The organism is Dyadobacter sp. BHUBP1 (assembly GCF_050587785.1).
Classification (GTDB): domain Bacteria; phylum Bacteroidota; class Bacteroidia; order Cytophagales; family Spirosomataceae; genus Dyadobacter.
Window position 1 is genome coordinate 1,198,364 of the sequence record NZ_JBOBIH010000001.1, and the last position, 24,440, is coordinate 1,222,803.

Annotated in this window: 17 protein-coding genes; 9 read left to right on the forward strand and 8 right to left on the reverse strand. The window is 52.0% G+C overall.

Annotated elements, in window-relative coordinates; all coding sequences use genetic code 11:
- Positions 1-146: 146 nt before the first annotated feature.
- Together ACQ4MZ_RS04995 and ACQ4MZ_RS05000 are read right to left on the reverse strand one after the other, a co-directional pair.
- Positions 147-1,484 carry an amidohydrolase family protein gene (locus tag ACQ4MZ_RS04995; RefSeq protein ID WP_430843480.1) on the reverse strand — a complete coding sequence of 446 codons (1,338 nt, stop codon included), beginning with the start codon at positions 1,482-1,484 and terminating at the stop codon, positions 147-149.
- Between the two features lie 82 nt (positions 1,485-1,566).
- On the reverse strand, positions 1,567-2,415 hold the full coding sequence (locus tag ACQ4MZ_RS05000) for a helix-turn-helix domain-containing protein (RefSeq protein ID WP_430843481.1): 849 nt from the start codon (positions 2,413-2,415) through the stop codon (positions 1,567-1,569).
- 252 nt (positions 2,416-2,667) lie between these two features.
- On the opposite strand from ACQ4MZ_RS05000, the gene ACQ4MZ_RS05005 reads away from it, so the two are divergent.
- The 4 genes from ACQ4MZ_RS05005 to ACQ4MZ_RS05020 all read left to right on the forward strand — a co-directional run bounded on the left by ACQ4MZ_RS05005 (position 2,668) and on the right by ACQ4MZ_RS05020 (position 6,776).
- On the forward strand, positions 2,668-3,546 hold the full coding sequence (locus ACQ4MZ_RS05005) for a DUF1684 domain-containing protein (protein WP_430843482.1): 879 nt from the start codon (positions 2,668-2,670) through the stop codon (positions 3,544-3,546).
- 60 nt (positions 3,547-3,606) lie between these two features.
- Positions 3,607-3,849 carry a hypothetical protein gene (locus ACQ4MZ_RS05010; protein ID WP_430843483.1) on the forward strand — a complete coding sequence of 81 codons (243 nt, stop codon included), beginning with the start codon at positions 3,607-3,609 and terminating at the stop codon, positions 3,847-3,849.
- A gap of 102 nt (positions 3,850-3,951) precedes the next feature.
- Positions 3,952-5,370, forward strand: coding sequence for a sulfatase family protein (locus ACQ4MZ_RS05015; RefSeq protein ID WP_430843484.1), 1,419 nt, complete (start codon positions 3,952-3,954; stop codon positions 5,368-5,370).
- Positions 5,367-6,776, forward strand: coding sequence for a sulfatase family protein (locus ACQ4MZ_RS05020; protein ID WP_430843485.1), 1,410 nt, complete (start codon positions 5,367-5,369; stop codon positions 6,774-6,776). Before ACQ4MZ_RS05015 ends, ACQ4MZ_RS05020 begins: the two co-directional genes overlap by 4 nt.
- 28 nt (positions 6,777-6,804) lie before the next feature.
- On the opposite strand, the gene ACQ4MZ_RS05025 is transcribed toward ACQ4MZ_RS05020, so the two are convergent.
- Complete coding sequence (locus ACQ4MZ_RS05025) at positions 6,805-7,509, reverse strand: DUF421 domain-containing protein (RefSeq protein WP_430843486.1); 705 nt, start codon at positions 7,507-7,509, stop codon at positions 6,805-6,807.
- Positions 7,510-7,561: 52 nt separating this feature from the next.
- Positions 7,562-8,161 carry an RNA polymerase sigma-70 factor gene (locus ACQ4MZ_RS05030; protein WP_430843487.1) on the reverse strand — a complete coding sequence of 200 codons (600 nt, stop codon included), beginning with the start codon at positions 8,159-8,161 and terminating at the stop codon, positions 7,562-7,564.
- A gap of 144 nt (positions 8,162-8,305) precedes the next feature.
- Here ACQ4MZ_RS05030 and ACQ4MZ_RS05035 point away from each other — a divergent pair, with 144 nt between their 5' ends.
- The 5 genes from ACQ4MZ_RS05035 to ACQ4MZ_RS05055 all read left to right on the forward strand — a co-directional run bounded on the left by ACQ4MZ_RS05035 (position 8,306) and on the right by ACQ4MZ_RS05055 (position 21,302).
- Complete coding sequence (locus ACQ4MZ_RS05035; protein ID WP_430843488.1) at positions 8,306-9,349, forward strand: FecR family protein; 1,044 nt, start codon at positions 8,306-8,308, stop codon at positions 9,347-9,349.
- Between the two features lie 200 nt (positions 9,350-9,549).
- On the forward strand, positions 9,550-13,002 hold the full coding sequence (locus ACQ4MZ_RS05040; RefSeq protein WP_430843489.1) for a TonB-dependent receptor: 3,453 nt from the start codon (positions 9,550-9,552) through the stop codon (positions 13,000-13,002).
- A gap of 13 nt (positions 13,003-13,015) precedes the next feature.
- Positions 13,016-14,674 (forward strand): RagB/SusD family nutrient uptake outer membrane protein, encoded by a 1,659-nt coding sequence (locus tag ACQ4MZ_RS05045; protein WP_430843490.1) that lies wholly within the window; start codon positions 13,016-13,018, stop codon positions 14,672-14,674.
- Between the two features lie 40 nt (positions 14,675-14,714).
- Positions 14,715-17,738 (forward strand): CBM35 domain-containing protein, encoded by a 3,024-nt coding sequence (locus tag ACQ4MZ_RS05050; protein ID WP_430843491.1) that lies wholly within the window; start codon positions 14,715-14,717, stop codon positions 17,736-17,738.
- A 510-nt stretch (positions 17,739-18,248) separates the two neighbouring features.
- Positions 18,249-21,302, forward strand: a complete 3,054-nt coding sequence (locus ACQ4MZ_RS05055) for an ATP-binding protein (RefSeq protein ID WP_430843492.1) — start codon at positions 18,249-18,251, stop codon at positions 21,300-21,302.
- On the opposite strand, the gene ACQ4MZ_RS05060 is transcribed toward ACQ4MZ_RS05055, so the two are convergent.
- From ACQ4MZ_RS05060 to ACQ4MZ_RS05075, 4 genes are all read right to left on the reverse strand, one after another.
- Positions 21,229-21,885 carry a response regulator gene (locus ACQ4MZ_RS05060; RefSeq protein WP_430843493.1) on the reverse strand — a complete coding sequence of 219 codons (657 nt, stop codon included), beginning with the start codon at positions 21,883-21,885 and terminating at the stop codon, positions 21,229-21,231. The genes ACQ4MZ_RS05055 and ACQ4MZ_RS05060 overlap by 74 nt on opposite strands.
- A gap of 91 nt (positions 21,886-21,976) precedes the next feature.
- On the reverse strand, positions 21,977-22,621 hold the full coding sequence (locus ACQ4MZ_RS05065; protein ID WP_430843494.1) for a LuxR C-terminal-related transcriptional regulator: 645 nt from the start codon (positions 22,619-22,621) through the stop codon (positions 21,977-21,979).
- Positions 22,622-22,672: 51 nt separating this feature from the next.
- Positions 22,673-23,311 carry a response regulator transcription factor gene (locus ACQ4MZ_RS05070; RefSeq protein WP_430843495.1) on the reverse strand — a complete coding sequence of 213 codons (639 nt, stop codon included), beginning with the start codon at positions 23,309-23,311 and terminating at the stop codon, positions 22,673-22,675.
- Positions 23,312-23,416: 105 nt separating this feature from the next.
- Positions 23,417-24,160: an NUDIX hydrolase gene (locus tag ACQ4MZ_RS05075; RefSeq protein WP_430843805.1), complete on the reverse strand. Its 744-nt coding sequence runs from the start codon at positions 24,158-24,160 to the stop codon at positions 23,417-23,419.
- Positions 24,161-24,440 lie beyond the last annotated feature (280 nt).

A 24,440-nucleotide genomic window follows, 5' to 3' on the forward strand; every position in this document is an offset into this window, starting at 1 on the left:
ATCGCATGGCGATGTAACATAGGTGGCATCGATCCTACATAGTGTATTGGGTTCTCTTCACGCTTGCTCATGGATGATCAATCAATGACAACACCTGACCACAAATGACAATAAATGACCACCCCTGACCGCCCCCGAACCACGATTCAGTTCCGATAAACCGGATTCCCGCGGTGCACAAGCGCTTTCACGGGTGAAATGCGCGCAACAGCCTCGGCGGAACAACTCGCATCTACCAACACCACACTCGCTTCGTCGCCAGCCTTGGGCCATTGCTGCTTTCCTTTTTCGTCGAGCGGAAGAATACCGCAGGTTGCCAGTTTGAGGCAGCGCGACAGGTCGAGTTCCGTCGATTGGCCGTAAAGCTGTGCCATCAAATTCGATTTTTGCAACACGCTCCCGGACCCGAATGTGTTCCAATGGTCCACAATGCTGTCGTTGCCGGTCATAACCGTCACGCCATGGCGGTAAAGGGTCGGGATGGGCATAATGGTGCTGCCAAACGGAATAGTCGAGATCACGCCCACACGTGCATGCGCGAGCTTTTCTGATACTTCTTCCAGTTTTGGTTTTTCGAGCCGGGCAAGTACGAAGCAGTGGCTGAGGAATGTTTTGCCGGCGAGCGCCGGGTTTTCAATAACTTTCTGCGTCAGGTATTCGACCGTCTTTAAACCCGGCTCACCACCTTCATGCAGGTGGATATCAATGCCTTTACCGTGATCGAGGGCTAGTTGGACGATGAAGTCGATCTGTTTCTCAACGCTACCATCGATGGCGTTCGGATCGAGACCGCCGATGAAGTCGATATCCATCGCGGCGGCTTCCTTCATCCATTGCTCTGAATGCGAATAGAAAACCCCGTGCTGCGGAAAAGCGACGAGCTCTGTTCCGAAACTATCTTTCTTATTTTCAATGGCTTTTTGCAGGTTCTTTAACGAATCCAACTTCGAGGTCGGTTCGATATTGACGTGGCTTCGGGCGAAATTCGTTCCTTTGGATTGCAGTAGTTCAATGATCTTTTCGGCCCGGTAAGTGGACATTTTCAGGAGTTCGGGCAAAGTTTTCTGCTCGAACGCAATCATATCCTTCACCGAACGGTTTTTCGCCAGCCGCGCTTTCCAGGGGCCGCCATAATAGGTTTTGTCCAAATGAATATGCATATCCCTGAACGCCGGCAGCATCAGTTGCCCTTTGGCATCGGTAGCATCGGCTTTAGGATCGTTGGGCAGCACGGCTTTGATCTTCCCGCCTTCGATCTCTACCCGGAAAAGTCCGGTTTCGGTGGCGATCACCTCACCGTCCTCATACACAAAACCCGTTTCCAGGCGCACGTTTTTCAGCATCCATTTCTTCGCAGGTTTACTGGCTGTTTCTGCCGGTTGCGCGGCACCGGATGCGAATGCTCCTGCTTTCTTGACGAGTATTTCGCCTGCCAACAATAGACCTGAACTTTTAATGAACGTTTTGCGGGAAATAGACTCCATATGCCTGGGGTTAAGGTTTAAGCAAAGTTAACCCCGGTGACGCGTTTGAACGATGCGCTATTTATGCCAAAACTTGTAGGATTTATAACGAATTCCGAAAGGCGCGGGGCGAAGAACCTGTCTGGGCTTTGAAGAAATTGGAGAAATGAGGAAGATCACTGAAACCCAGTTCAAAAGCAATCTCCTTGGCCGATTGCCCCGAAACCAGCAGCAAGCGCTTCGCCTCCAAACCCACGCGGTTGTGAATCAGATACGTGGCGGGTACGTGCAAGTGCCTTTTGCAGAGAATATTAAGATAGTTGGGGGAGATGTTGAGCTGGTCAGCATAGAATGCGACAGTCTTGTGGGTCTTGAAATGGGTATCCACCAGTGCGTGGTATTTGAAAAGGATCGGATTGGCCCGGTAGGTGCCGATATCCTCGTAAATGCGTTCGGCTTCTCGGCTTACAAGTTGCAAAGCCACCCGGCTGCGAAGTTGTACCATATCCCAATCTACCAAAGGCATGCCCAGCTCGCCTTCCAGAGTTTCCAGCTCATAGCACAATGCCTGGAAAACAGCTCGCGGCAGATCGATCACCTGGTGGTTCCGGTAGGATATAAACGACAGTCGCAGAAAGTTAGAAGAAGTCTCGAAAGCACGTCGCCCTACCATTAGCTGAAATCCAGATGTGGCTTCATCGAGTTCCCAGCGATGGACCTGGCCGGGAAAAAGCAAATGCACCTGTCCATTGGCAACCGGGTAATCGACGAAGTCGATAGAATGCGTCCCGCCGCCCTGCTTCACGACAAAAAGCATGAAGAAATCGTGCTTGTGCGGTTTATCAATCCGGCTTTTACCATCGATCTCATGGCGCAAAAGCTTGTAACCCGACTCCGTAGAAGAGTCAAAAGCATCGATGCCAAGAGTCGGAAACGCCGGTTTAGTATTCATAGGTTGAAATTACAAAAAATGGCGCTAGGGGGTTCCCGCTTCTTATTGTAAGGTCAAAGGAGGGTTTGCAGATGACGCCGGTCCGGGGAACTATTTGCGGTTAAATTTCTCTGAAATATTAAACTATTAAATTGGTAGATTAAATAGTTTAACTAATTTTGTGTACCAGCCACCAACAAATTGCGAATTCTGATGCGCCACGGAGATCCGCCGGTGCAGGAATGGGTATGTATCATTTAACAAACACCTGAAATGAAAAGGCATGTTTATCAATTAGTGGGGCTGGCGGCGGCATGGGTTTTGTCTGCATTTGCGGCAACCGACAATACTTACGAAGAGCAGATCCGCGATTGGCACCAGAAACGTGTCGAGAGCCTGAAAGCGGAATCGGGCTGGCTGAACCTGGCCGGGCTGTTCTGGTTGAAGGAGGGCAAAAACACATTCGGTAGCGCGGCGGAAAACGATATCCTCTTTCCGGAAGGTAAAAGCAATGCGTTCTTGGGTGAATTTGTGCTTCAAAACGACAAAATCACGCTCAGAGCGAAGCCGGGCGCGCAAATCTTCAATGGCGACCAGCCGGTCACCAAGCTGGATATTTTCCCCGACGGCAAGCCCGTTACATTGAAACATGGTCCGCTGAGGTGGTTTGTGATCAAGCGTGGTGAGAAATATGCGATCCGCCTGCGCGACCTGGAAAGCGAATACCTGAAAGATTTTACAGGTATTGAAAGGTACCCTGTGCAGGAAAAATGGCGGGTTAAAGCGCGTTTTGTGCCAACACAGGGCCGCACGGTGTCGATTACCGACATTACGGGCCGTATCGATAACCAGGTCTCGCCCGGTAAACTCGTTTTTAATGTCGATGGCAAGGAATACAGCCTCGACGCCGTCGGTAAGCCTGAAAACCTGTTCATTATTTTCGCCGACCAAACCAACAAGCACGAGACTTACGGCTCGGGCCGCTTCCTGTATTCTTCCGTCGAGGCTGATGGTACCGCATGGCTGGATTTCAATAAAGCCATCAACCCGCCTTGTGCATTCTCTCCGTACGCGACCTGTCCGCTTCCCCCCAAGCAAAACAAGCTGACGCTAGCCGTCTCAGCAGGTGAGAAGCGCTACGGAGACCACTGATCTGACTCCGGATCTATAAAGTAATAAACTAATACTCATGAACGACTAAATGCAAGCTATATGAAGACCTATCAACTCAAACTCACATATCCCGAAACGTTGAGTGTGCACCACATCACATCGTTGGTGGAATCGGTAAAAGGCGTACGGATCCAACGATTGAATATCATCGGGCGCGGACGCGAGTTTGTGGGCGTGCTCGTGGTGGAAGCGGCGGGGCTGCTGCATTACGATTCGCTTGTGGAACGGCTGCGTTCGCGCCGGGAAGTGTTGCTCGATGAACCGGAGGTTGTGCCGCTTTGACGACTTCTTTCTCCTTATCAATCATTAGAAGGGATTGGTTATTAGCTTATTGAATCCGGAAATGATTTGTGTCGAACGGGTAACAATGACAACCACAGGTGTATGTTTAAAGCATTCGGAATCTGCATTATTCTCAACGTATTATTACCGCTTTGCGCCAGCTGTGGCCAGGCATTTCCAGCCGGCGGTCAAAAAAACGCCGGCGCAAAACGCCCCAACATCATCCTCATCATGGCCGACGACCTTGACAGTCGGCAGCTGAGTTGCTATGGCGGTCAAAACCTCAAAACCACGCATATCGATGCATTGGCGAAGGATGGGCTGAAATTCCATAACCTGTTCACTTCGGAAGCGATGTGCGTACCAACGCGGGCGTCGCTTTTTACAGGTTTGTATCCGGTGCGCCACGGTTCGTTCCAAAACCACAAGCCGGTGTACGACCATCTGAAAAGCGTCGGCCATTACCTGGCCGACCTCGGTTATCGCGTAGGGCTGACGGGAAAAGACCATGTGACGAAACCTAAAAGCGTGTTTCCGTTCGATATCGTCGAAGGTTTTGAGCCTAACTGTGTGGCCCCGACGGACGATTACCGCCTCGACGATATTAAGAAATACATCACGGGCAGCGACAAGCCGTACTGTCTTTTTGTAATGAGCATTAATCCCCACGCACCCTGGACTGTGGGAGATACCACCGAATTCGACGCGGCAAAGCTTAAACTGCCGGCCAACTGGGTGGATACGCCCATTACCCGCAGGCAATTTGTGAAATACCTCGCCGAGGTACGCCGGCTGGACGATCAGGTGGGGCAGATCCGTGCATTGCTGAAAGAGACGGGTCAGGACAAAAACACCATCCTGATTTTCCTCGGTGAGCAGGGTGCGCAGTTTCCGGGAGCGAAGTGGAACCTGTACGATACAGGTCAGCGGAGCTCGATGCTCGTCCGCTGGCCGGGGAAAGTAAAGCCTTCGACTGAGACGCACGCCTTGGTACAATATGAAGATATTATGCCGACGCTGATCGATATTGCCGGTGGGAAGCCCGTTGCCGGTCTCGACGGGCGCAGCTTTTTGTCCGTCATTTCAGGCAAGAACAAAGAGGCGAGAAACTACGCCTACGGAATTCATAACAATATTCCGGAGGGTGATCCTTACCCCATCCGCAGCATCCGCGACCACCGCTATAAGCTGATCCTCAACCTCGCGTCCGACAAGCCATATTACAACCGCTTCATGATGGACCGCAACCGCAAAGACCGCAATACTGTGTGGTTTTCATGGGTAGATGACAAGGCTGATGCGAATGCCAAAAAGATCACCGACCGTTTCGAGCACCGGCCTGCCGTCGAGTTTTATGATACCGAAAAAGATCCTTTTGAACTGAAAAACCTGGCGGCAGACCCGCAATATGCGCAACGCATTGCCACCTTGCGCGGAGAACTCGAGGCCTGGATGAGGCAGCAGGGGGATGAAGGGGCGTCTATCGACAAGGTGTATCCTAAAAAGCAGGACGCGAAATGAAACACCGGATCACTCTTCTTCTAATTGTTCTTGCATTTATTGCATCGACAGCTTCCGGCCAGCAGAAACGCCCCAATATCGTACTCATCGTGTCCGACGACCACAGTGCGCCGTTTTTGAGCAGCTATGGCTATCCCCAGATCAAAACACCAAATATTGACCGACTCGCGCAGGAAGGTATCCGCTTCACGCGTGCCTATACCACCGCGCCGCAATGCGTGCTTTCGCGGGCGGCGATCATGACCGGGCGTAATACGCTCGACGTGCAGATGACCCGCTTTTCGGCCCCGCTCGATGCCTCCGTGACGACCTATCCCGAGCTGCTTCGCAAAGGCGGCTACCATACCGGTATTCTCGGCCGGAGCTTCCACCTCGACGGCAACCGCCGAGTGCCCGAAACGGTAGCGGTTTTGGAGAAATATGGCCTGGAAACCTTTAAAAACCGGGTCGACTACCTGAAAACGACCGGTAACCGCGACAGTATCTTCCAGCAGTACACCGAGTTCCTGGACAAAGCGCCTAAAAACAAGCCGTTCTTCGTACAAGTCGGGTATAGCGATCCGCACCGGATCTTCAATGCCAAAGATTTTGAACCCGACCCGCAATCGCTCACATTGCCAGGGCATTGGCCCGATACCAAAGGTGTGCGGGCTGATTTCGCCGCCTATCTCGGCGAAATCCAACGCCTCGACAGCGACGTGGGCCGTGTATTGGATGACCTGAAAAAGCGTGGGCTGGAAGAAAATACGCTTGTTGTCTTCATCGGGGACAACGGCGGGGCATTGCTGCGCGGTAAAGGAACATTGTACGACCTGGGCATCCACGTGCCGCTGATCATCCGTTATCCCAGGCTGATCAAGAGCGGGCAGGTAAGCGACGCGCTTGTTTCCGGTATCGATATCGCACCCACATTTCTTGCCGTTGCGGGTTTACCTGTTCCGAAAGAGATCACCGGCAAAAGCCTCACTCCCGCATTTGCCGATTCACAGCAGGGCGGCCACGAGTATATTTTCGCCGTCCGTGGTGCGCACGGGCAGGGCTTGCCTACCAATTCTTCCAATTTCGATTTGGGCAGGACTATTTTTAATAAAAAGTACAAGCTGATCTACAATGCGATCTGGCAGATTCCCTACCATCCGGTCGATTTCGCCGGACAACCTTTCTGGCTCGATTTGAAACAGCAGCATGCCGAGGGCAGGTTGGACGAGAAATACGACAAGCTGCTGTTCGCCGAGCGTCGCAAAATGTTCGAAATTTACGATTTACAGGCCGATCCCGACGAAACAAACAACCTATCCGGCAAAGCGGAAATAGCTGCGATTGAGCACGATCTGAAAACGCGCTTGCAGGAATGGATGATTTTGAACCGGGATTATCTGCCGTTGCCGATAGCACCGGAGAATTAAGCTGTCAGGTATACCAATACGCAGCAACTCACCCTACCCGCTTCGCATTCGAAGCTTCGATCCATTCGCAGGCATCGCATTCGGGGCATGTCGGTAGCTGGTCGAAGTCCCTGGCGTTGCGCACGCTGCCGCATTTCGCGCAAGCGATGTACTCGCAGTTTTCATGAGTTGTTCCGGAGAGTTTGTTTTGCAGCTCGCTGGGGAAAATGGGCAGGCCGTAACGGACGTCTTTTTCCGCATAAAACAATACACTGAATTCGCCGGAGGTTTCGATGAGTACAGTGCGCACCTGGCCTAGATGTTCCACATTACGCAGGCGGAGTTCGGCGAAGAATTCGTCCTGCGACAGGCCCGATTCCCGGAATGCGTCCATCAGCAGATTGCCGTCGCGGATCACGTACAACGGCTCGCCTTCCAGCAGTTTTTCGATCTTGACAAACCTGTCCGAAAGTCGTGTAACGGTAATATAGAGTGTAATGACGACGAGAAAAACGACTAATGCGGGCAAAATGCCTACATCGTCGTAAAACATCGGATCGCCGGCGGCGGAGCCCAATCCGATAATAAGGACAAGTTCAAAGATCGAAAGTTGTTTGATCCCGCGCCGGCCGGACGCTCGCAGCGCAACCAGTATGATCATAAACATAACGACTGTCCGCAGCACCACTTCCAGGAGGAAGCCGAACGGATGATCGTGCATGAGGATTTTTCTTAATTCAGAAACTTCAAACATGGGAAGAGCATTTTATCACTATACGTGCAAAATGCGTGCCGGTAGATGACGCCTACATTCCGGCTGCCAGCACCCACACCAGGACGCTCACCACATAGCCGAACTTCGCCCGCAGTACCCGCAGGCATTTACTGATGTGGAACTCGACCGTTTTCTCGGAGAGATCGAGCATTTGGGCAATTTCCTTGTTGGGGACGCCGCTGCGGCTCATTTCAAATACCTGTTTGCTCTTCTCGGGGAGGTTCGCGAGCTCGCGCGAGTAAATCTCCTGCACTTCTTTCAACGACAGCCATTCCTGCACCAGGTTGGCCGACTGCGACGACAATGTTTCCAGGTCGATGTCGTTCAACGACACTGTGTGGTGAACGAGCTGTTTCCGTAAATGGGAGATAATGCGGTTTTTAAGCGCGGAAAAAACGTAGAAATTGAATGCTTTTTCAATGGCGATGCCCGTCCGCTGCAGCCATAAATGCACAAAGAGATCCTGAACGAGATCTTCCGACACCTCACTGCTGCCCGTCTTCCGCAATGCGAGTGCGTAAAGCCGGGGCGAATACCTGCGATGCAGCTCGGCAAAGGCCAGCGAATCGTCCGAAACCTTTGCAAGCTGCCATAATTCCAGGTCGTCGTTACCGCGGTAATCCTTACTCATGAGGTGCATTCTTCAACTTCGATCAAAAGTAATAAGGATTCAAATAGTATTTGTCATAAAATTTCTTCAAAAGTCACTAGGGATACCGGCGTACGGCGCGTCCTGTTTATAGGGACTGAAATAATAGGTCATTACAAACACATTATGAACAATCACAACATTTCGCCGGAGCTTTTGAAACGCTATGTCGAAGGACTATGTACTCCTGAGGAAGCGTTTCAGGTCGACGAATGGTACGCGTCGTTGTCGGAGGAGACTGGTGAGAAAGCTGCATTCGACCAAGCCCGGCATTTAGGCAAAGTGCAGGACGAAATCCGGAGACTGTCGTCCGGCGTGGATACGTCCGGCGTGGATACGTCCCGCGTGGACACGCCCGGCGTGTCGCGTACGGTACCATTGCGGCACCGGACCCTCGGCCAATACCTGCGCTACGCCGCCGCGGCGATGATCCTGCTGGTTGCCGGACTGGGTATGAGGTATTTTTTATCCCAGAATAAATCGGTTTTCAGGTTCGGAAAGCACACTTATTCTACCATCAACAAGACCCGCCAGGTGCGGAAGCATGTATTTCCCGATGGCAGCGAGGCGTGGTTGAATCCAGGTACGCGCATTACCTATGCGAAGGAAGATTTCAATGAAGATTCCCGCGAGGTTTCCCTCGAAGGCGAGGCATTTTTTGAGGTAACCCACGACCCTTCAAGGCCGTTCTTCGTGCATGGGGAGTCGGTGCAGGTGAAAGTGCTGGGTACAAGTTTCAATGTGCGTGCCAACAAGGGCGAGGCGGAGTATGCAGTTTCGGTGGTGACAGGCAAGGTTTCCGTAACGGCTGACAAAGGCAAAGAAGTAATGCTCCTTCCGCACCAGCAGGCGGTTTTCAAAGTGGCCTCCGGGGAGCTCGTCAGCGAAGAGGTACCCGACGTGGCCGAGAAAGCGCCGTTATGGCAGCCTGTTTCACTTACATTCACCGATGCGAAGCTGGGAGAAGTGATGAAAAGGCTTGAAGATAAATTCGATGTAAAGATCCGTCTTGAAAATCCTAATCTTGAAAATTGCCGGGTAAAAGCCACGTTCGACCAGAACCGGCTTTCAGAAATACTTGAAATGACAATGCAGATCGTGGATGCGAACTATGTGATGCAAAATGACGAGATCGTGATCCGAGGGGAAGGATGCGCCGTTTCGGAGTAAATGCGATTCCATTCAATATCAATTAAAACAGACACCTAACAGCCGCCCTATGACGAAATTCAACCAACCGAAATAATACCTGCTTCAAAAGAAAATCAGGAGTGTTGGAGCCACCCCTGATCCTGAACGAAGACCTTGATGGAACATCACTGGCCGGTGATGCAAGGCTTCCTATTGTTCATATTAACCATTTCAAACTTATGTATTTTTTCCTAAAAAGCAAGACGGCATACCATATTATGCGGTTATCGATTTTACAGCTTTTCCTGATTGGAATGATCGCGGCGGGCGGTTATGCGAGGGACATCAATGCGCAGGACTTGCTGGCCAAAAACGTGAGCATCCAGGCGGAAAATATCCCGCTCGGCAGTGCCCTCGACCGGTTGGAGAACCTCGCCGGCGTGCGTTTCGCGTACAGCCGCAGCATTATTCCCGTACGTACCCGCGTAAACCTGAACGCCAGCAATGAGAAACTTTCCGCCGTGCTTGACCGGCTTCTGCTGCCTTTGCAGATCGAATACCAGCCCGGCGATGGCCAGATTATCCTCAAACGCAGCCGCAAAGTGTCGTTTTTACAGGAACCGCTGGTTCCCGGCGAAGCACAGACGATCGGCGCGGCGAGTACTGCCGACATCCGGCTCACGGGCACGGTCGCCGACGACAAGGGCGATAAGCTGCCCGGCGTGAGCGTGGTGCTGAAAGGCAGCCAGCGGGGCACGGTTACCGACGAACAGGGTAGCTATGTGCTGGATATTCCGGATGATAAGTCTGCCGCCGGACCGGCGGTGCTGATATTTTCCTTCGTAGGTTACCTTTCGCAGGAAGTGACGGTCGGCACGCAAACTGTGGTGGATGTGACTTTGAAAGTGGATTCGAAGTCGCTGGAAGAGGTGGTAGTGGTAGGATATGGTACGCAGTCTAAAAAGAATATTACCGGCTCGGTGGCGACCGTGCAGGGATCGGAAATAACCCGCAGCCCGCAGGCCAACATCTCCAACTCTTTTGCCGGCCGTTTGCCTGGCCTGATCGCCAATAACCGGTCCGGCGAGCCTGGGTCGGACGGGTCGAGTATATTGATCCGCGGCCGCGCTACGACAGGCAACAGTAACCCGCTCATCGTCATCGACGGTATCGCCAATGCAATAGGAGGGTTGGATCGCCTTAATCCGAACGACATTGAAAGTATTTCGGTACTCAAAGACGCTTCCGCAGCCATTTACGGGGCACAGGCTGCGAACGGGGTTATTTTGATTACTACCAAAAAGGGCCTCGCAGGCAAGCCGCGCTTTGACTATTCCTTCAATCAGGGCTTCGTGCAGCCCACGCGCATGCCCAGGTTCGTGGACGCGCCTACGTATGCGGGAATCCTGAATACGATCGATTATTACCGTAACCCATCGGGAGGGATGAATCAGCGGTACAGCGATGCCGAGATCCAGAAATTCCGCGACGGCTCCGACCCGATCAACTATCCCAACACCAACTGGGTGAAGGAATTGATGAAGCCGGTTGCGCGCCAGAACCAGCATAATCTCTCCGTTTCCGGCGGGACTGAAAAGATCAACTACTTCGTGTCGGCCGGGACATTGTACCAGGACGGCCTCTACCGCGACGGCGTGAATAAATACCGCCAGTACAGCGTCCGGTCGAATATCAATGTAAATGTAAATGAGAAACTGAGCTTTGGGATCCAGCTCGCGACGCGCCGTGAGAACCGCAGCTATATTGCCGGTTTCGGGGCGAGCAACGTGTTCGAGTTTTTGTACAGAACCTATCCCACACTTCCTGCACGCTATCCTGATGGAAAGCTCGGAGCGGGGGTGGAGCAAGGCAAGAACCCGATCGCCATGGCGACATTGGCGGGGACGAACAACAGTCCTACCACGGTTTCGAACGGTATTCTGCGGGCAAGTTACCAGTTGCCGATCGACGGGCTTTCGGTCGACGGCTTCTTTTCCGCCGACCAGAGTTTCGCATTTACTAAGGAAATGAGAACCAACTGGATCGTTTATCAATACAACAAGACCACCCAGCAATACAACACCGTGCTAGGGGGACCCGCCAAGGCGCAGATGTACGAAAGCCAGACAAATAAGGCTTTGTTGACGGGCAATATCAAACTGAATTACGTAAAGAACTTCGGCGACCACGCATTGTCTTCATTCATTGCCTACGAGCAGAGCCGGGAGACGCAGGAGTTTTTCAGCGCGTCGAGGAACAACTTCATCACCACGCAACTACCCGACCTGAGCCAGGGCGGTGCGCAGCCGGTGGATTTCGGCAACAGCGGAAGCAGCTACCGTACCTCGCGCAGGAATGTGTTCGGACGGGTAAATTACAACTACCTGGGACGGTACCTGGCGGAAGTACAGCTGCGTTACGACGGGTCGTCGGTGTTTCCGAAGGGCAATCGCTATGGTTTTTTTCCGGGCATATCGTTGGGCTGGCGGGTGTCGCAGGAGCCCTGGTTTCAGACAGGTAATGCCATCAACGATCTCAAAATCAGGGCTTCGTATGGTGAGCTGGGTAACGACCGCGTGAATCCCAATCAGTTCCGCGACAATTTCCAGGTGCGCAATGGCGCATTCTCAACCGGTAACAATGCCGACAACGTGCCGCTCATTCAGTACTCGTTGCTCGCCAATCCGAACATTACCTGGGAAGTGGCCAAGAAATACAATTTGGGGCTCAATTCGACGCTCTTCAAAAAGCTGACCTTCGATCTCGACCTGTTTTTCGAGAACCGTACCAATATCCTCGCCAGCCGCAATGTGAGCATCCCTGCGCTGACGGGGATCAGCAGCTCGCAAATCCCGAAAGAGAACATTGCCGAGGTGCATAACCGCGGTCTGGAAACGCAGATCCAGTATGCAGGCAGCCACAACAATTTCAGTTACAACATCGGTGGTAACTTCGCATTCGCGAAAAGCGAGGTGGTTTTCATCGACGAGGCCCCTAACACGCTCGATTACCAGCGCGCCACCGGCATGCCGCTCGGTTCGGACCTTGGTAATCCGAATGCCGACCTGATGTACCGTGCTATCGGCGTGTTCAAAACGCAGCAGGAGCTTGATGCCTATCCGCACGTTTCGGGCGCGGGAATGGGTGATCTCAAATATGAAGATTACAATGGCGATGGTAAGATCGACGCCGCCGACCGAATCCGCTCGCAGTACAGCAATGTGCCTCAGATTACCTATGGCGTGAATCTGGGCGGAGGTTGGAAAAATCTCACTTTGAATGTCCTGTTGCAAGGCCAGGCGCGTGTAGCGCAATATGTGGTAGTGGAAGCGGGCGAGTTCAGTAGTGTGATGCAGTCGCGCGCCGAGGATGCATGGAGCCCCTCCAACCCGAACGGCAATTCGCCGCGCATCGATTCGCGCACGGGAACGGGCGTGAATGGCAGCTATAAAAACACGTTCTGGTTTCAGAATACCGCTTTTCTTCGTCTGAAAAACGTGGAGCTGGCCTACAATGTGCCGCAGAAGATTATTTCAAGAATCGGGCTGGGCGGTTTGCGGATTTACACCAATGGATTTAACCTGCTCACATTCACCAAAGTGAAGGACTTCGATCCGGAAGGGGACAATGGCAATGCATTCTTTTATCCGCAGCAGAAGATCTACAATGTGGGCGTGAACGTGACATTCTAAAACTGACAAAGACATGAGATTGAATAAACTGATACTAAGCTTGTTCGCCGGCGTGGCGGCGTGCATTATCGCCTGCGACGACGCATTCCTGGATACCAAACCGACCGATATTATTTCCGACCAGGCCATCTGGGCCGACTCCGCATTGGCCGATGCGTATGTAGTAGGCCGTTACGTGGGCGTGCAGCTTTCGACCGAAGGGGATAAGCCAGGCTTCGGGCGTGGTTTCGAGGATGCCTGGATGAGCTCCGTGACCGACGAGTCGATCTGTAATTTTGATAATGACACCTATTTCGTGCAGCAGGGCAATGCCGCTCCCGACCGCACCGGCTGGATCTCGAACACCTGGACGCGCAGCTACCGCAGCATCCGTGAGTGCAACTACGGCCTCGCAAACCTCGACAAAGTGCCTATGAGCGAAGCGGGCAAGAAGCGGCTGAAAGCCGAACTGCGCTTTATCCGGGCTTATCGCTACCATGACCTGATCCGCAATTTTGGCGGTATTCCGGTGATCGGCGATAAAGTATATACCCTGGAAGACCGTGATTATACCGAACTCTACCAGCGCAAAAGCATTGAGGAAAGCATTACTTACGCCGTTACCGAGCTGGATGCTGCTGCCGCTGGTCTGGCTGGGGCCACTGTAACGCCCGGTCGAGGTTCAGAGAATGCCGCATTGGCGTTGAAAGCGCGGTTACTGCTTTATGCGGCAAGCCCGTTGTACAACAACGGCCAGAACGATGCCGCGAAATGGCAGAAGGCTGCCGACGCCGCCAAGGCGGTAATCGACAAGAATGCATTCTCGCTGTATAATGACTATCGCAAGCTTTTTATTACCAACAATACTTCGGAGGACATTTTCATCCGCCTTTATTCCCCGACCAACGAGCACACCAACCTAGAACTCGTGAACGGCCCGAACGGATATGGCGGCTGGGCGGGTAACACGCCTTTACAGAACCTCGTGGACGATTATGAGATGATGGACGGTACGAAAATCACCGATCCGAAATCGGGATATAATCCGAAAGATCCTTACAAAAACCGCGACCCGCGTCTGACTATGACCGTGTTGTACAATGGCGCAGCTTATCGTGAGCGCAAAGTGGAGACATTCGTACCGGGAGGCCAGGATAGCAAGGATGGTAACGAAAACTGGAATACGAGCAAGACAGGTTATTATGTATACAAATTTATCAATGACCAAAATCCGATCCGTAATGCGAACCAGACGGCCACCCAGCCCTGGAAGTACATTCGCTATGGCGAAGTCTTGCTGAACTATGCCGAAGCCCGCAACGAAGCGTCCGGCCCGGACGCGACCGTTTACAGTGCCATTAACCAGATCCGCAAGCGTGCCGGGATGCCCGATTTGCCGGCCGGTCTCACGCAGGCGGCCATGCGCGAACGCATCCGCAACGAGCGCCGCGTGGAGCTGGCATTCGAGGAGCACCGGTTCTTCGACGTCCGCCGCTGGAAAATCGCTAATGTGACGGAAAACGTGCCTGCTTACGGCGTGCGGCCTGAGAAGAAGCCCGACGGCTCCATTGAGTATGTGAAGATCATCGCATTGGAGGGGAGGAAGTTCCAGGACAAAAACTACTGGCAGCCTATCCCGCAAAGTGAAATCCAGGCTTCGGGCGGGGCATTGAAGCAGAATGCCGGGTATTAACCGCTGTTTTTGAAAAATATTAACCTGAAAAATATTCAGTATGAGAAAATTATTTTCAATGCTGAACGGGACGGCGCTACGCCGCCCGTTCGGCAGCGGGCTGGCACTTTGCCTCGGTGCATGGCTGCTCGTGCAGGCGACTGCGTCCGCGCAAAGCTTTGAAGCGGAAAGCGGCGTGCTATCCAATGGCGCCGACGTTCAGAGTTGCGGAAGCTGCTCGGGCGGAAGCCAGGTGGGTAACCTCGGCAATGGGGCTGTGGTTATCCCGGTGAATGTGCCCGCGGCGGGTACCTACAACCTTACTGTCACTTACAGCACGGGTGATCCGCGCACGATCAACGTCACTCCGAATGGAGGAACGGCTATTGCAGTTTCCTGCCCGGCGTCGGGAGGGTGGTCTATCCCCGCGGACATTACCGTAAGTATCGTATTGAATGCAGGCAGCAACAGCATCCGCCTCGATAATCCGAATAACTACGGTCCGAATATCGACAAGATCGCATTCTTGCCGATCAATACGCCTAATATCCAGAGCATAGCATTCGGTACTAACAACCGGATCGATTACGACCTGGCGAACGGGCATTATACCGTGTATTTTAATAATAATAAGGTGATCGGAGAAGCTACTGCCATGGCCTATTCGGACCAGGTGCATCAGAGCACCGGCTTTACGGGGCGTACCTATTCGTCTACGCCGGTAACCGACGCGTTCGGCAGCGGGACGAAACACGTGATTACGATGACTAAAAGCGGCGCGATTGGCATGCAGCAGGTGTTTTATACTTATCCCGGTAAGGAGCATTTTTTTACCGAGCTGGTACTGACCGGGAACGGGTCCAATTCTTACAAAATGGCCCCGCTGGTGTCCAATTACGTGGATATTCAGTCGAATATCGACCGCCGCGCATTATTTGTGCCGTTCGATAACGATGCGTGGGTGCGCTATGATGCGAAAGAAGTCCGATATGCCAACTTTTTCAGCTCCGAAGCCGGAGCAATTTATGATAATGCCAACCGGAAGGGCCTGATAATCGGCTCGGTGGAGCATTCGGTTTGGAAAACGGGCGTGAATCTGGTGGGTGAGGGCAGGGGCACGACCAACTATGTGGCGGTGGTGGCAGGCTGGACGCAGGAGAGCGTTACCCGCGACAAACGGGGCCACGGATGGGTATCGGTAGGGCAAACCGCCTGCCGTTCGCCGCGCATTCTCGTAAGCTACGGCGCCGACTGGCGTGCAGGTTTCGATGTCTATGGGCAAGCGAACGCATTGGCCGAGCCGCGCTACATTTTCAACTGGACCGCCGGCACGCCTTTCGGCTGGAACAGCTGGGGCGCCATTCAGTCGTCGATTAATTTACCAAAGGCCAAATCCGTCGTGGATTTCTTCTCTACGGGTGTGCCCGATTTCCGAAACAGCGACAATACGCTTTACATCGACCTCGATTCGTATTGGGATAATATGTCCGGCGGCGGCCTGAACGGCAACTTTTCGGAACTGACCGAATTTGCCAATTACTGCAAAAGCAAGGGTTTTAAACCAGGCATTTACTGGGCCCCGTTTGTGGATTGGGGCAAATTTGCGCGGCAAATGGAAGGCAGTACCTACAACTACCAGGACGCCTGGACGAAAGTGAATGGCAGTCCCGTCGAACTGGACGGGGCCTATGCATTGGACCCTACCCACCCGGGTACCAAAGCGCGTCTGCAAATGGTGATCGGGAAGTTCATTGCCTGTGGTTTCGAAATGATTAAAATCGATTTCCTCGGACACGCGTCGCTCGAAGCCGACAGCTACTATGATAACACCATTCATACCGGTATGGAGGCCTACCGCAAAGGAATGGAGTACCTGACCGACCAGCTCGACGGTAAAATGCTCGTGTATGCCGCCATTTCGCCTAACCTCGCCACCGGGCGCTACGCACATATGCGCAGGATCGCGTGCGATGCGTACAAGGACATTAACGAAACCGCCTACACGTTGAACAGCACCACTTACGGTTGGTGGCAGAAGCACATCTACAATTACCTCGACGCCGATCACCTGGTGTTCGGGACACAGACCGACGGCGAAAACCGCGCCCGCTTTGCATCCGGCATCGTGACGGGCACGCTCATTACCGGCGACGATTTCTCGACCTCCGGTGCATGGACGACCAAGGCACAAACGCTCCTGCAAAACGACGACCTGCTCAGTCTGGCGGCCAGCGGTACCGTATTTACGCCTTTGGAAGGCAACACTGGCAATCAGGCCAATGAGGTGTTTGTGAAAAATATGGGAAATAAATCATATCTGGCTATTTTCAATTACGGCGGTTCAGCTAAAACGTTCAATATCGATTTGCAGCGGGCGGGCATGAGCGGGTCCGATAACTATTCGGCCCGTGAACTTTTCAGTGGCGCCCAGAGCGCTCGCCAAATGGCTACCCGGGTGCAAGGCACATTTTCAATCACCATACCAGCCGCGGATGCCGCCATTGTCGAGTTTAGCAACACCATCCTGCCTGTGACGCTCATCGGTTTTATGGCCGAAAAGTCGAATACAGGCACATTACTGCAATGGAAAACTTCCGATGAAACCAACAACAAGGAGTTTGTGATCGAGCGCAGCACCGACGGGAAGACATTCAAGTCGATTGGGAAAGTGGCTGGCGCGGGGGATTCTTCCAAAGAACAATCTTATACTTATCATGACCTCGCGCCGGTGATGGGGGCTATTAATTATTACCGTTTGAAACAGGTCGATTTCGATGGCAGAAGCGAGAGGTCGGCCATTAGAACCGTGAATTACCGGGATGCGGACGATGCCAAATCGCGTATTAACATTTACCCCAACCCGGGCGCGGATGAACTGAATATCAAACTCGGCGAGTCGGTGGAAGGAAAAGTGATGGTACGGCTCGTGGATATGAATGGCAAATGCCTGCTTTCCAGAAGCTACACCAATCCGGCGGAAGTGATTTCGGTGCCCGGGATCCGCCCGTTGCGTGCGGGAATGTATGTGGTGGAAGTAGAATCGGCCGACGGTGTGGTGCAAAACACCCGATTCAGTAAAAATTAATTGGCAGTAGGTTAAAACGGTCATATCAAAGAGGTCTGCAAGATTGCTTACAGACCTCTTTTGTTTTATTTCCTAAGGAAGAACCGGCTGGTTGCCTCCGTACTTGTCGAGCTGTGGCCAGGAGGCTCAGCCCGAATACGGACGCGGAGCATAATTTTGCGATTTGTAATAGTTTGATTTTAATAGGTAAGAATATTTAGAAGGTAACGCTGAAAAAGGCGGCCTCGACCAACGGCCGAGGTGAAGAGGCAATCGAAATATTCCTTAACCGAAAGGTCAGGACTTGGGAATGGATTTGTGATACCCGATGAAGACGGCGCGACTAGAAAAATTTCTACAAAAAACATGGGATAGTTTTTTGCAGCTGTGGATTCAATATGGATATTGTTCTATTGAAGACAAACAATGGAGTGACGTAGTACTTCTATGGATAAAAGTAGTAATTGTCAGGAAAACGTATATTTTAGTAATTTAAAGGGTTGTCAGCCCTCGACCCGCAACAATTGAACTATGAGAATCCTCCTGATCGCGTTGATTTCTCTCATACTGCATGATTTTCCCGCCTTCGCGCAGCAGGACGACTACATTGTTTTACAGTATAATACGGACAATGGTCTTCCCCAAAACAGCGTCAAGGACGTTGCTTTCGATGAATGGGGCTATTGCTGGCTTGCGACGGAAATGGGGATGGTGCGCTACGATGGGCAGCGTTTTGTCACATACGGTACCTCCGAGTTGCCGGGATCGAAATCAGCCCGGGTAGAAGGGCTCACGAGCGACGCGCGCGGCACACTGTTTGCGAGACTATATGGAGGGCAAATTGTCAAGGTAGCGGTTTTGGCCAATCACATGGGACCGGCACCCGTTTTACGCCCGGCATGGTCGGTGCATGTAGGGCGGCAAGGGGTGGCGGTGACGGATAACGAGATGTGCCGCAAGTTGGCCCACTTTTATAATCATCTGGGGCCTAAACTGTTCCTTTTTTCATCGAGCATTTCGAACAACGAAGTTTACCTCAGGAATGAGGAAAGCCTGCTTTATTTGTCGGCAAATCTGAAAGCGCCGTCGAAAATCCGGGATTACACCGGTCGGAAACCGCAATATGCTTTGTTTGCCGGAAAATTTCTGGCGTGCATTTTGACGGGGAATCAGGTTGAGGCGTGGAAGGATGGCCGTCTGATGCCACGGTACACCTCCATTAGCGGGCCACTGGCTTCGGATGACCGCTTTCTTGCCGGCGATTTTGTCACCTTTCCTTGTCCTGATGGATTTTACGCTTACGCCGGGAAGACCCTCTATAAGGTAGTTCTTCGAAATGGCCACCTCAATTCAGAAATCCAGCTGGAAGGCATACATGTCCCCTTTCTGAGTTGTGTTCGTTTTGTGCCTGAGCAAGGAGCCTATTACCTCGGTTCGATAACCGACGGACTGTTTGTCGTCCGTAAAAAGCAGTTTATTGCACCACCGTTTTCGTCTGAGGTCCTCGACCAGAGCCTGTATGCCCAGGCCCGGGTGGGCGATGACCAGCTCATTGTCAAAAATATGCTGATATCGACCGAGCGTCCGCCCCGGGTATTGCCATTCGATCCCGGTATTGGCTCCTGGTTTTTCGCTCCGGGTAACGGGCAATTATATTTTGAGCAAGATTATAAACTTCGCAAGCTGGACATTGCAAGCGGACGAAGCCAGGTCGTTGCGTCAGAACACTCGGTGATCCACATGAGCCATGCCTCGGGAGGGCAGTATTTTTTTGCGACGGCCAATGGATTTGGCAAGCTCGTGAACGACCATGCCGTGGGGTACAAGAAATTTCCTCAAAAAAAGGCCAATATCCTGTTTGCCAAACAGATCCGCCCGTCCTATTTCCTGGTTTGTACCGAAAAAGGGCTGAAATGGTATGATTACGAGCGGAACCGGATCGATAAGTCGGTGCTGGAATCCATGCCCATACGGACGGTGCACGCGGAAACGGGCGATAAAATATGGATATCCAGTTATGGAAAGGGGTTTTATCTTTTACAAAACAAAAAGCTTTATCACATGCCGGCCGGGCCGCGGCAGGCGCTTACCACGGTTCATTCATTTATCGAAGATGGCCTCGGGTTTTTCTGGTTGCCGAGCAATAATGGTCTCTTTAAAGTAAGGAAAACCGAGTTACAAGCATTCGCTGAAAGGCGGCTGGACAAGGTCAATTTTTTCCGCTTCGATCGTACCGATGGCCTTCCTACGAATGAGTTCAACGGCGGTTGCGACCCTTCCTACCTTTGGTTAAAGGATAGCCTCCTGTCGCTTCCTTCCATCAAAGGGCTTGTCTGGTTTTATCCCCATAAAATCAAACCCTATTATCCGGACAAGGCTATTTTTGCCGATAGCCTGACGGTAAAAGGCCGTTCGATCCCGTTCAATGTCAATGGTATCACCCTGTCGCCCGACTTTAAGCGACTCTCCATTCATGTTTCATCCCCATATTTCGGCAACGCGGAGAATCTTGACCTTGAATACCAGGTCGCCGGATTGGACGCCGACTGGCATAAAGTAGAGAAGAATGGGGAGGTAACGATCGCAAGCCTCCCACCCGGAGATTACAAGCTATTGGTAAGGAGGAACGGCGCATATACCCCTGACAGTAAGGCGCAGTTGATTTTACCCGTTGAGGTGCAGCCGTGGTTCTATAACACCTGGTGGTTTTACGCATTCTGTATCTGCCTGTCGGTTGGGATTGGCTATCTGCTGTTTAAACGAAGGCTTACCAAGTTGCAAAAAGAAGCCCAGGAGCTTGAAAATATCATTTCCGCACGGACACGCGAGCTGAAAAGCGCGGTTGATGACCTGGCCAAATCGGAAATGGCTTTGTTGGAAAGCAACCGGTTCAAGGACCATGTGATAACGATGGTGCTTCACGATATGCGGTCGCCGTTGCGGTTTATTTCGCTCATCAGCGGCAATCTTTTGAAAAACCATAAAGATATTACGTCGTCGGACCTCGACGCTTACCTGGGCGACCTGCATATGGGTACACAAAATCTGCTGGGCTTTACCGAGCAGTTTTTCATGTGGATCAGCACACAGCAGCAAGGGTTCAAGATCAGCAAGAACCTGTTTCCGCTGTATGCGTTGTTCGAGGAGATTGCTTCGCTTTACAAGGAGCTCTTCAAAGTAAACCATAACCGGCTCACTATTGTGCGAACCGATCTGGAATGCATTTCGGATTATCAGATTCTTTCGGTGATCATCCGCAACCTGATCGATAATGCCAACAAAAATACAACCGACGGGGAAATCACCCTCTCATGCCGGGAGGAGAACGGGCAACTACTGATCTCGATCAGCGACACCGGCCAGGGGTTGAACGAGGAGCAGATTGCCCTGTTTATGAGCCGTGACAGGCAAACAGGCAATCGGGGTACGGGCAGTCTGCTGATCCACACGATGCTCGATTACATTCACGGCCGCATTTCGATCGAGAGTCGACCCGGGAAGGGCAGCACGTTTACGATTCTCCTTCAAAATCTGGTTCAATCTGATACATCTGTGCAAGATGGTTCAGTTCCAGCAGGTTCTTGATTTCCAGCTTGTCGAAAACGCGGCAGCGGAAACTGCTGGCTGTGGAGGCGCTGATGGACAGCGCATTGGCCACTTCCAGGGCGCCGTATCCTTTGAGCAGGAGTAGGGCTACTTCGAATTCCCGTTTCGAGAGCTTGTCGAACGGCGTGTTGGCGGCATTGCCGATCAATGCATTGGAGAAAATTTCGCTCTGGGACCTTGAAATGTACCTCCGCCCCTGGCTTACTACCTGGATTGCCTCGGCGAGGACCTGGTCTGGCTCGGTTTTGTTTACATACCCGAGCGCACCCTCGCGAAAGAAGCGAGCGGCAAATACCTTGTCGGGCTTCATGGTGACGACCAGGATTTTGAGCTTCGGCCGGACGCGTAAAATATCGGGGATCAGCGCGAGTTCATTGGTCTCGGGCATGTTCAGGTCGGTAATGAGCATATCGAACTCCTGCCGGGTGACCTTCTCGATCACTTCCCGCCCTGTTTCGGCAAATTCTACGGCCACGCTGAATCCCAGGACTTCTTTGACGACCATCTGAAGTCCTTTCCGGACAAGCTGGTGATCGTCGGCTATGAGAATAGAGAGTGGCATATGGGCAACGGGTCCTTTCAGTACTACTGTTTTGATCGTAATGACTGAAATTAACGCATTTCAACCTGAATTACAAAACAGCGGCGGGGCATTAGTTTGATAAAACCGAAGCTAATTCGATGATATTGATGACGTTTTTCTTTAACATGACGGTCCGCTTGATGGTACTCACCGTACTGTGCCTTACGTTGAGCGTCGCCGCTATTTCAGAAGTCTTCATCCCGCTCACCAACAGCCCGGCCACCTGCTGTTCGCGCGGGGATAGCTTGTTAGGTTTTCGTTGCAGATTATATTTGAGGAAGTTGCGTATCTGCGACTGATTGCCGGGATCGAACAGGAATTCATAACCGAATTTTTGCAGCGTGCTTTCGCATATGTATCTGCGCGAGGCCAGTACCTCTCGCAGACATTTTTCTGTTTCCTGATCGGAGCATCCTTTAGAAATGCACGCGCTCGCCCCCGAAAGTACGAGTGACAATGCCTTTTTGTAAAGATTGTCGTTGTACATGATCACCCACGGAATGGTGTTGTGTCTCTGTATGATTTTCGCATCTATCCCTGTCTTTTCATTCACCCCCCCCACCACCAGATCAATTTTGTGGCTTGTGAGATATTTCGAAACGTCGGCAACTGTACTGGTTTCTAAAAATGTAAACTCATTTCCGAGGTTTTTGAAAAACTCTTTAAGACCTCTCAGGATAATCGGGTGGGAGTCGTATAAAATTACGTGGAGCATAATGATGCGGTTCTGCGAAGGGTGTCCCGGCAATGCGGTGTTTGGTATACGTCAGTCCAGGGTTTGAATGGCCTGCACGAGATTGGTCACAGAAAGCTTGCGGAATGCACGGGCTTTCAGGGTGCTCACGGTGCTATGCTGGATCTGAAGACGGTCGGCGATTTCACCCGTTTTCAGGCCGTTTTTGAGCAATAATGCTACTTCCGACTCCCGGCTGGTGAGCTGGCGTACGCGCGGACGATAGGCTCCGGCGCCATTCCGGATTGCCCTGAACCGCCAGTACTCCGCGTTCACGTGCGCCTGCGTCGTAGCGCACACATAGCGCCGCTGCTGCAGCACGGCCGAAATACCTTCCTTCAATGCGGTATCGTTACATTTCTTCGACATGCACGCGCCGCCGCCGAGGGCCATCAGGTCCATCGCGATTTCGGCGCCTTCTTCGGTGTAAAGTACCGCGGTTTTAGGGAGTATCGGGCAGATCACGTCGTTGCTAAGGTTGTCGACATCGTTGACGCTCAGTATCACAAGGTCGAAGCGTTGCGAGGTGATTAATTTGTAGAACTGGCGCTCGCGGGCGGCTTCGGTCACTTTCATGCGCAGCTCCATCGTATCCAGCATGAGCCGGATTCCCTTACGCGAAATCGGGTGTAAATCGAATACTAATACTTTCAGGGTACTCTCTTGTTTCATTGTAACGGGGCGGTCTGTTTTCACAGTGCAAAGATTCACCAACCGCGGATGTTTTGCGGTGGCTCTCCGCCGACCCGTTTGTAGCTTTACAGCCACATGGTTCTATTACAAGGCCCGGGTACCCTCACTCCGGAAACGGTACAAGAACGGCGCTTTGTTGGCAGCCCCGGTGAACTTCTTTTCCAGCCGTTCGAGCACGTTCAGGTCGAGGATCTTTTTCTGAAAGTTATTGCGGGCAAAGGCGCGGTCGAAAATGGACTCGTAAAGCTCCTGTACTTCGCGCATGGTGAAAGTTTCGGGCAGGAGATTGAATGCAATGAGCTTCTGATCGAGGTTCAGTTGGAGGGTTTTCAACGCACAGTTGACCATTTCATGATGGTCCATGATCATTGGCGGCAGATCCCGGACCGGGTACCAGTCGATGGATTCGTCGAGCTCGGTTTTCCGGGGTATTACCTTGTTAATATCCACTAAAGCGTAATATCCGATCGAAACGAACCGCCGGGTAATCCAGTCGAACTCCTTTCGGTCAAATCGTTTGTCGCCAAGCTTGTCGCCATTCAGTTCGATGAGCCGTTCGAGAAAACGGATATTGGACCGCGGCGCATCGCCAAACACCCTGAACTGTTCAAGGTAAATGTCTTTGATGCCCGTGCGGTCTTCCAGGATCCGGCGGGCAGCCTGATCGATACCCTCGTTCTGGTAAATGAAGCCACTCGGCAAAGCCCAAAAATCACCCCGAAAGTTCAATTTGGGTACCAAAACGCTGAGCTGCGAATCCTGATAGCCAAAAATGACGCAGTCGATGGAAAGTTGCTGGATATAGTTCTGTTCGCTGGGTGAATGGATGTCCTTCATGTGGTAATCGCTAGGAATAGTCGCTATGGAATAATTGCTTTGAAATCGCTGCCCGATTTCAGCCCGGCAATATCGCTGATAAGGGTTTCCCTCCCAAAGTTACGGAGAGAAACATTTTCCAAGCCGTTTAGCACAATACCTCCGTAGGTGCGGGTAGGACTATTTATTGTATTGTTGAAATAATTAATAGAATGAAATTTATTGTCTCAAAGATAGACAATAGTGCTTTTTACTGTACATTTGATGGTCACTAATTCAAACGACCTAACCA

What these genes read in the sequence shown, in the direction of transcription:
- ACQ4MZ_RS05000 (WP_430843481.1), bottom strand. Translation starts at nt 2,415, where the DNA reads ATGAATACTAAACCGGCGTTTCCGACTCTTGGCATCGATGCTTTTGAC.
- ACQ4MZ_RS05065 (WP_430843494.1), bottom strand. Translation starts at nt 22,621, where the DNA reads ATGCTCCACGTAATTTTATACGACTCCCACCCGATTATCCTGAGAGGT.
- ACQ4MZ_RS05010 (WP_430843483.1), top strand. Translation starts at nt 3,607, where the DNA reads ATGAAGACCTATCAACTCAAACTCACATATCCCGAAACGTTGAGTGTG.
- ACQ4MZ_RS05060 (WP_430843493.1), bottom strand. Translation starts at nt 21,885, where the DNA reads ATGCCACTCTCTATTCTCATAGCCGACGATCACCAGCTTGTCCGGAAA.
- ACQ4MZ_RS05070 (WP_430843495.1), bottom strand. Translation starts at nt 23,311, where the DNA reads ATGAAACAAGAGAGTACCCTGAAAGTATTAGTATTCGATTTACACCCG.
- ACQ4MZ_RS05015 (WP_430843484.1), top strand. Translation starts at nt 3,952, where the DNA reads ATGTTTAAAGCATTCGGAATCTGCATTATTCTCAACGTATTATTACCG.
- ACQ4MZ_RS05045 (WP_430843490.1), top strand. Translation starts at nt 13,016, where the DNA reads ATGAGATTGAATAAACTGATACTAAGCTTGTTCGCCGGCGTGGCGGCG.
- ACQ4MZ_RS05030 (WP_430843487.1), bottom strand. Translation starts at nt 8,161, where the DNA reads ATGAGTAAGGATTACCGCGGTAACGACGACCTGGAATTATGGCAGCTT.
- ACQ4MZ_RS05020 (WP_430843485.1), top strand. Translation starts at nt 5,367, where the DNA reads ATGAAACACCGGATCACTCTTCTTCTAATTGTTCTTGCATTTATTGCA.
- ACQ4MZ_RS05040 (WP_430843489.1), top strand. Translation starts at nt 9,550, where the DNA reads ATGTATTTTTTCCTAAAAAGCAAGACGGCATACCATATTATGCGGTTA.
- ACQ4MZ_RS04995 (WP_430843480.1), bottom strand. Translation starts at nt 1,484, where the DNA reads ATGGAGTCTATTTCCCGCAAAACGTTCATTAAAAGTTCAGGTCTATTG.
- ACQ4MZ_RS05050 (WP_430843491.1), top strand. Translation starts at nt 14,715, where the DNA reads ATGAGAAAATTATTTTCAATGCTGAACGGGACGGCGCTACGCCGCCCG.
- ACQ4MZ_RS05035 (WP_430843488.1), top strand. Translation starts at nt 8,306, where the DNA reads ATGAACAATCACAACATTTCGCCGGAGCTTTTGAAACGCTATGTCGAA.
- ACQ4MZ_RS05005 (WP_430843482.1), top strand. Translation starts at nt 2,668, where the DNA reads ATGAAAAGGCATGTTTATCAATTAGTGGGGCTGGCGGCGGCATGGGTT.
- ACQ4MZ_RS05055 (WP_430843492.1), top strand. Translation starts at nt 18,249, where the DNA reads ATGAGAATCCTCCTGATCGCGTTGATTTCTCTCATACTGCATGATTTT.
- ACQ4MZ_RS05025 (WP_430843486.1), bottom strand. Translation starts at nt 7,509, where the DNA reads ATGTTTGAAGTTTCTGAATTAAGAAAAATCCTCATGCACGATCATCCG.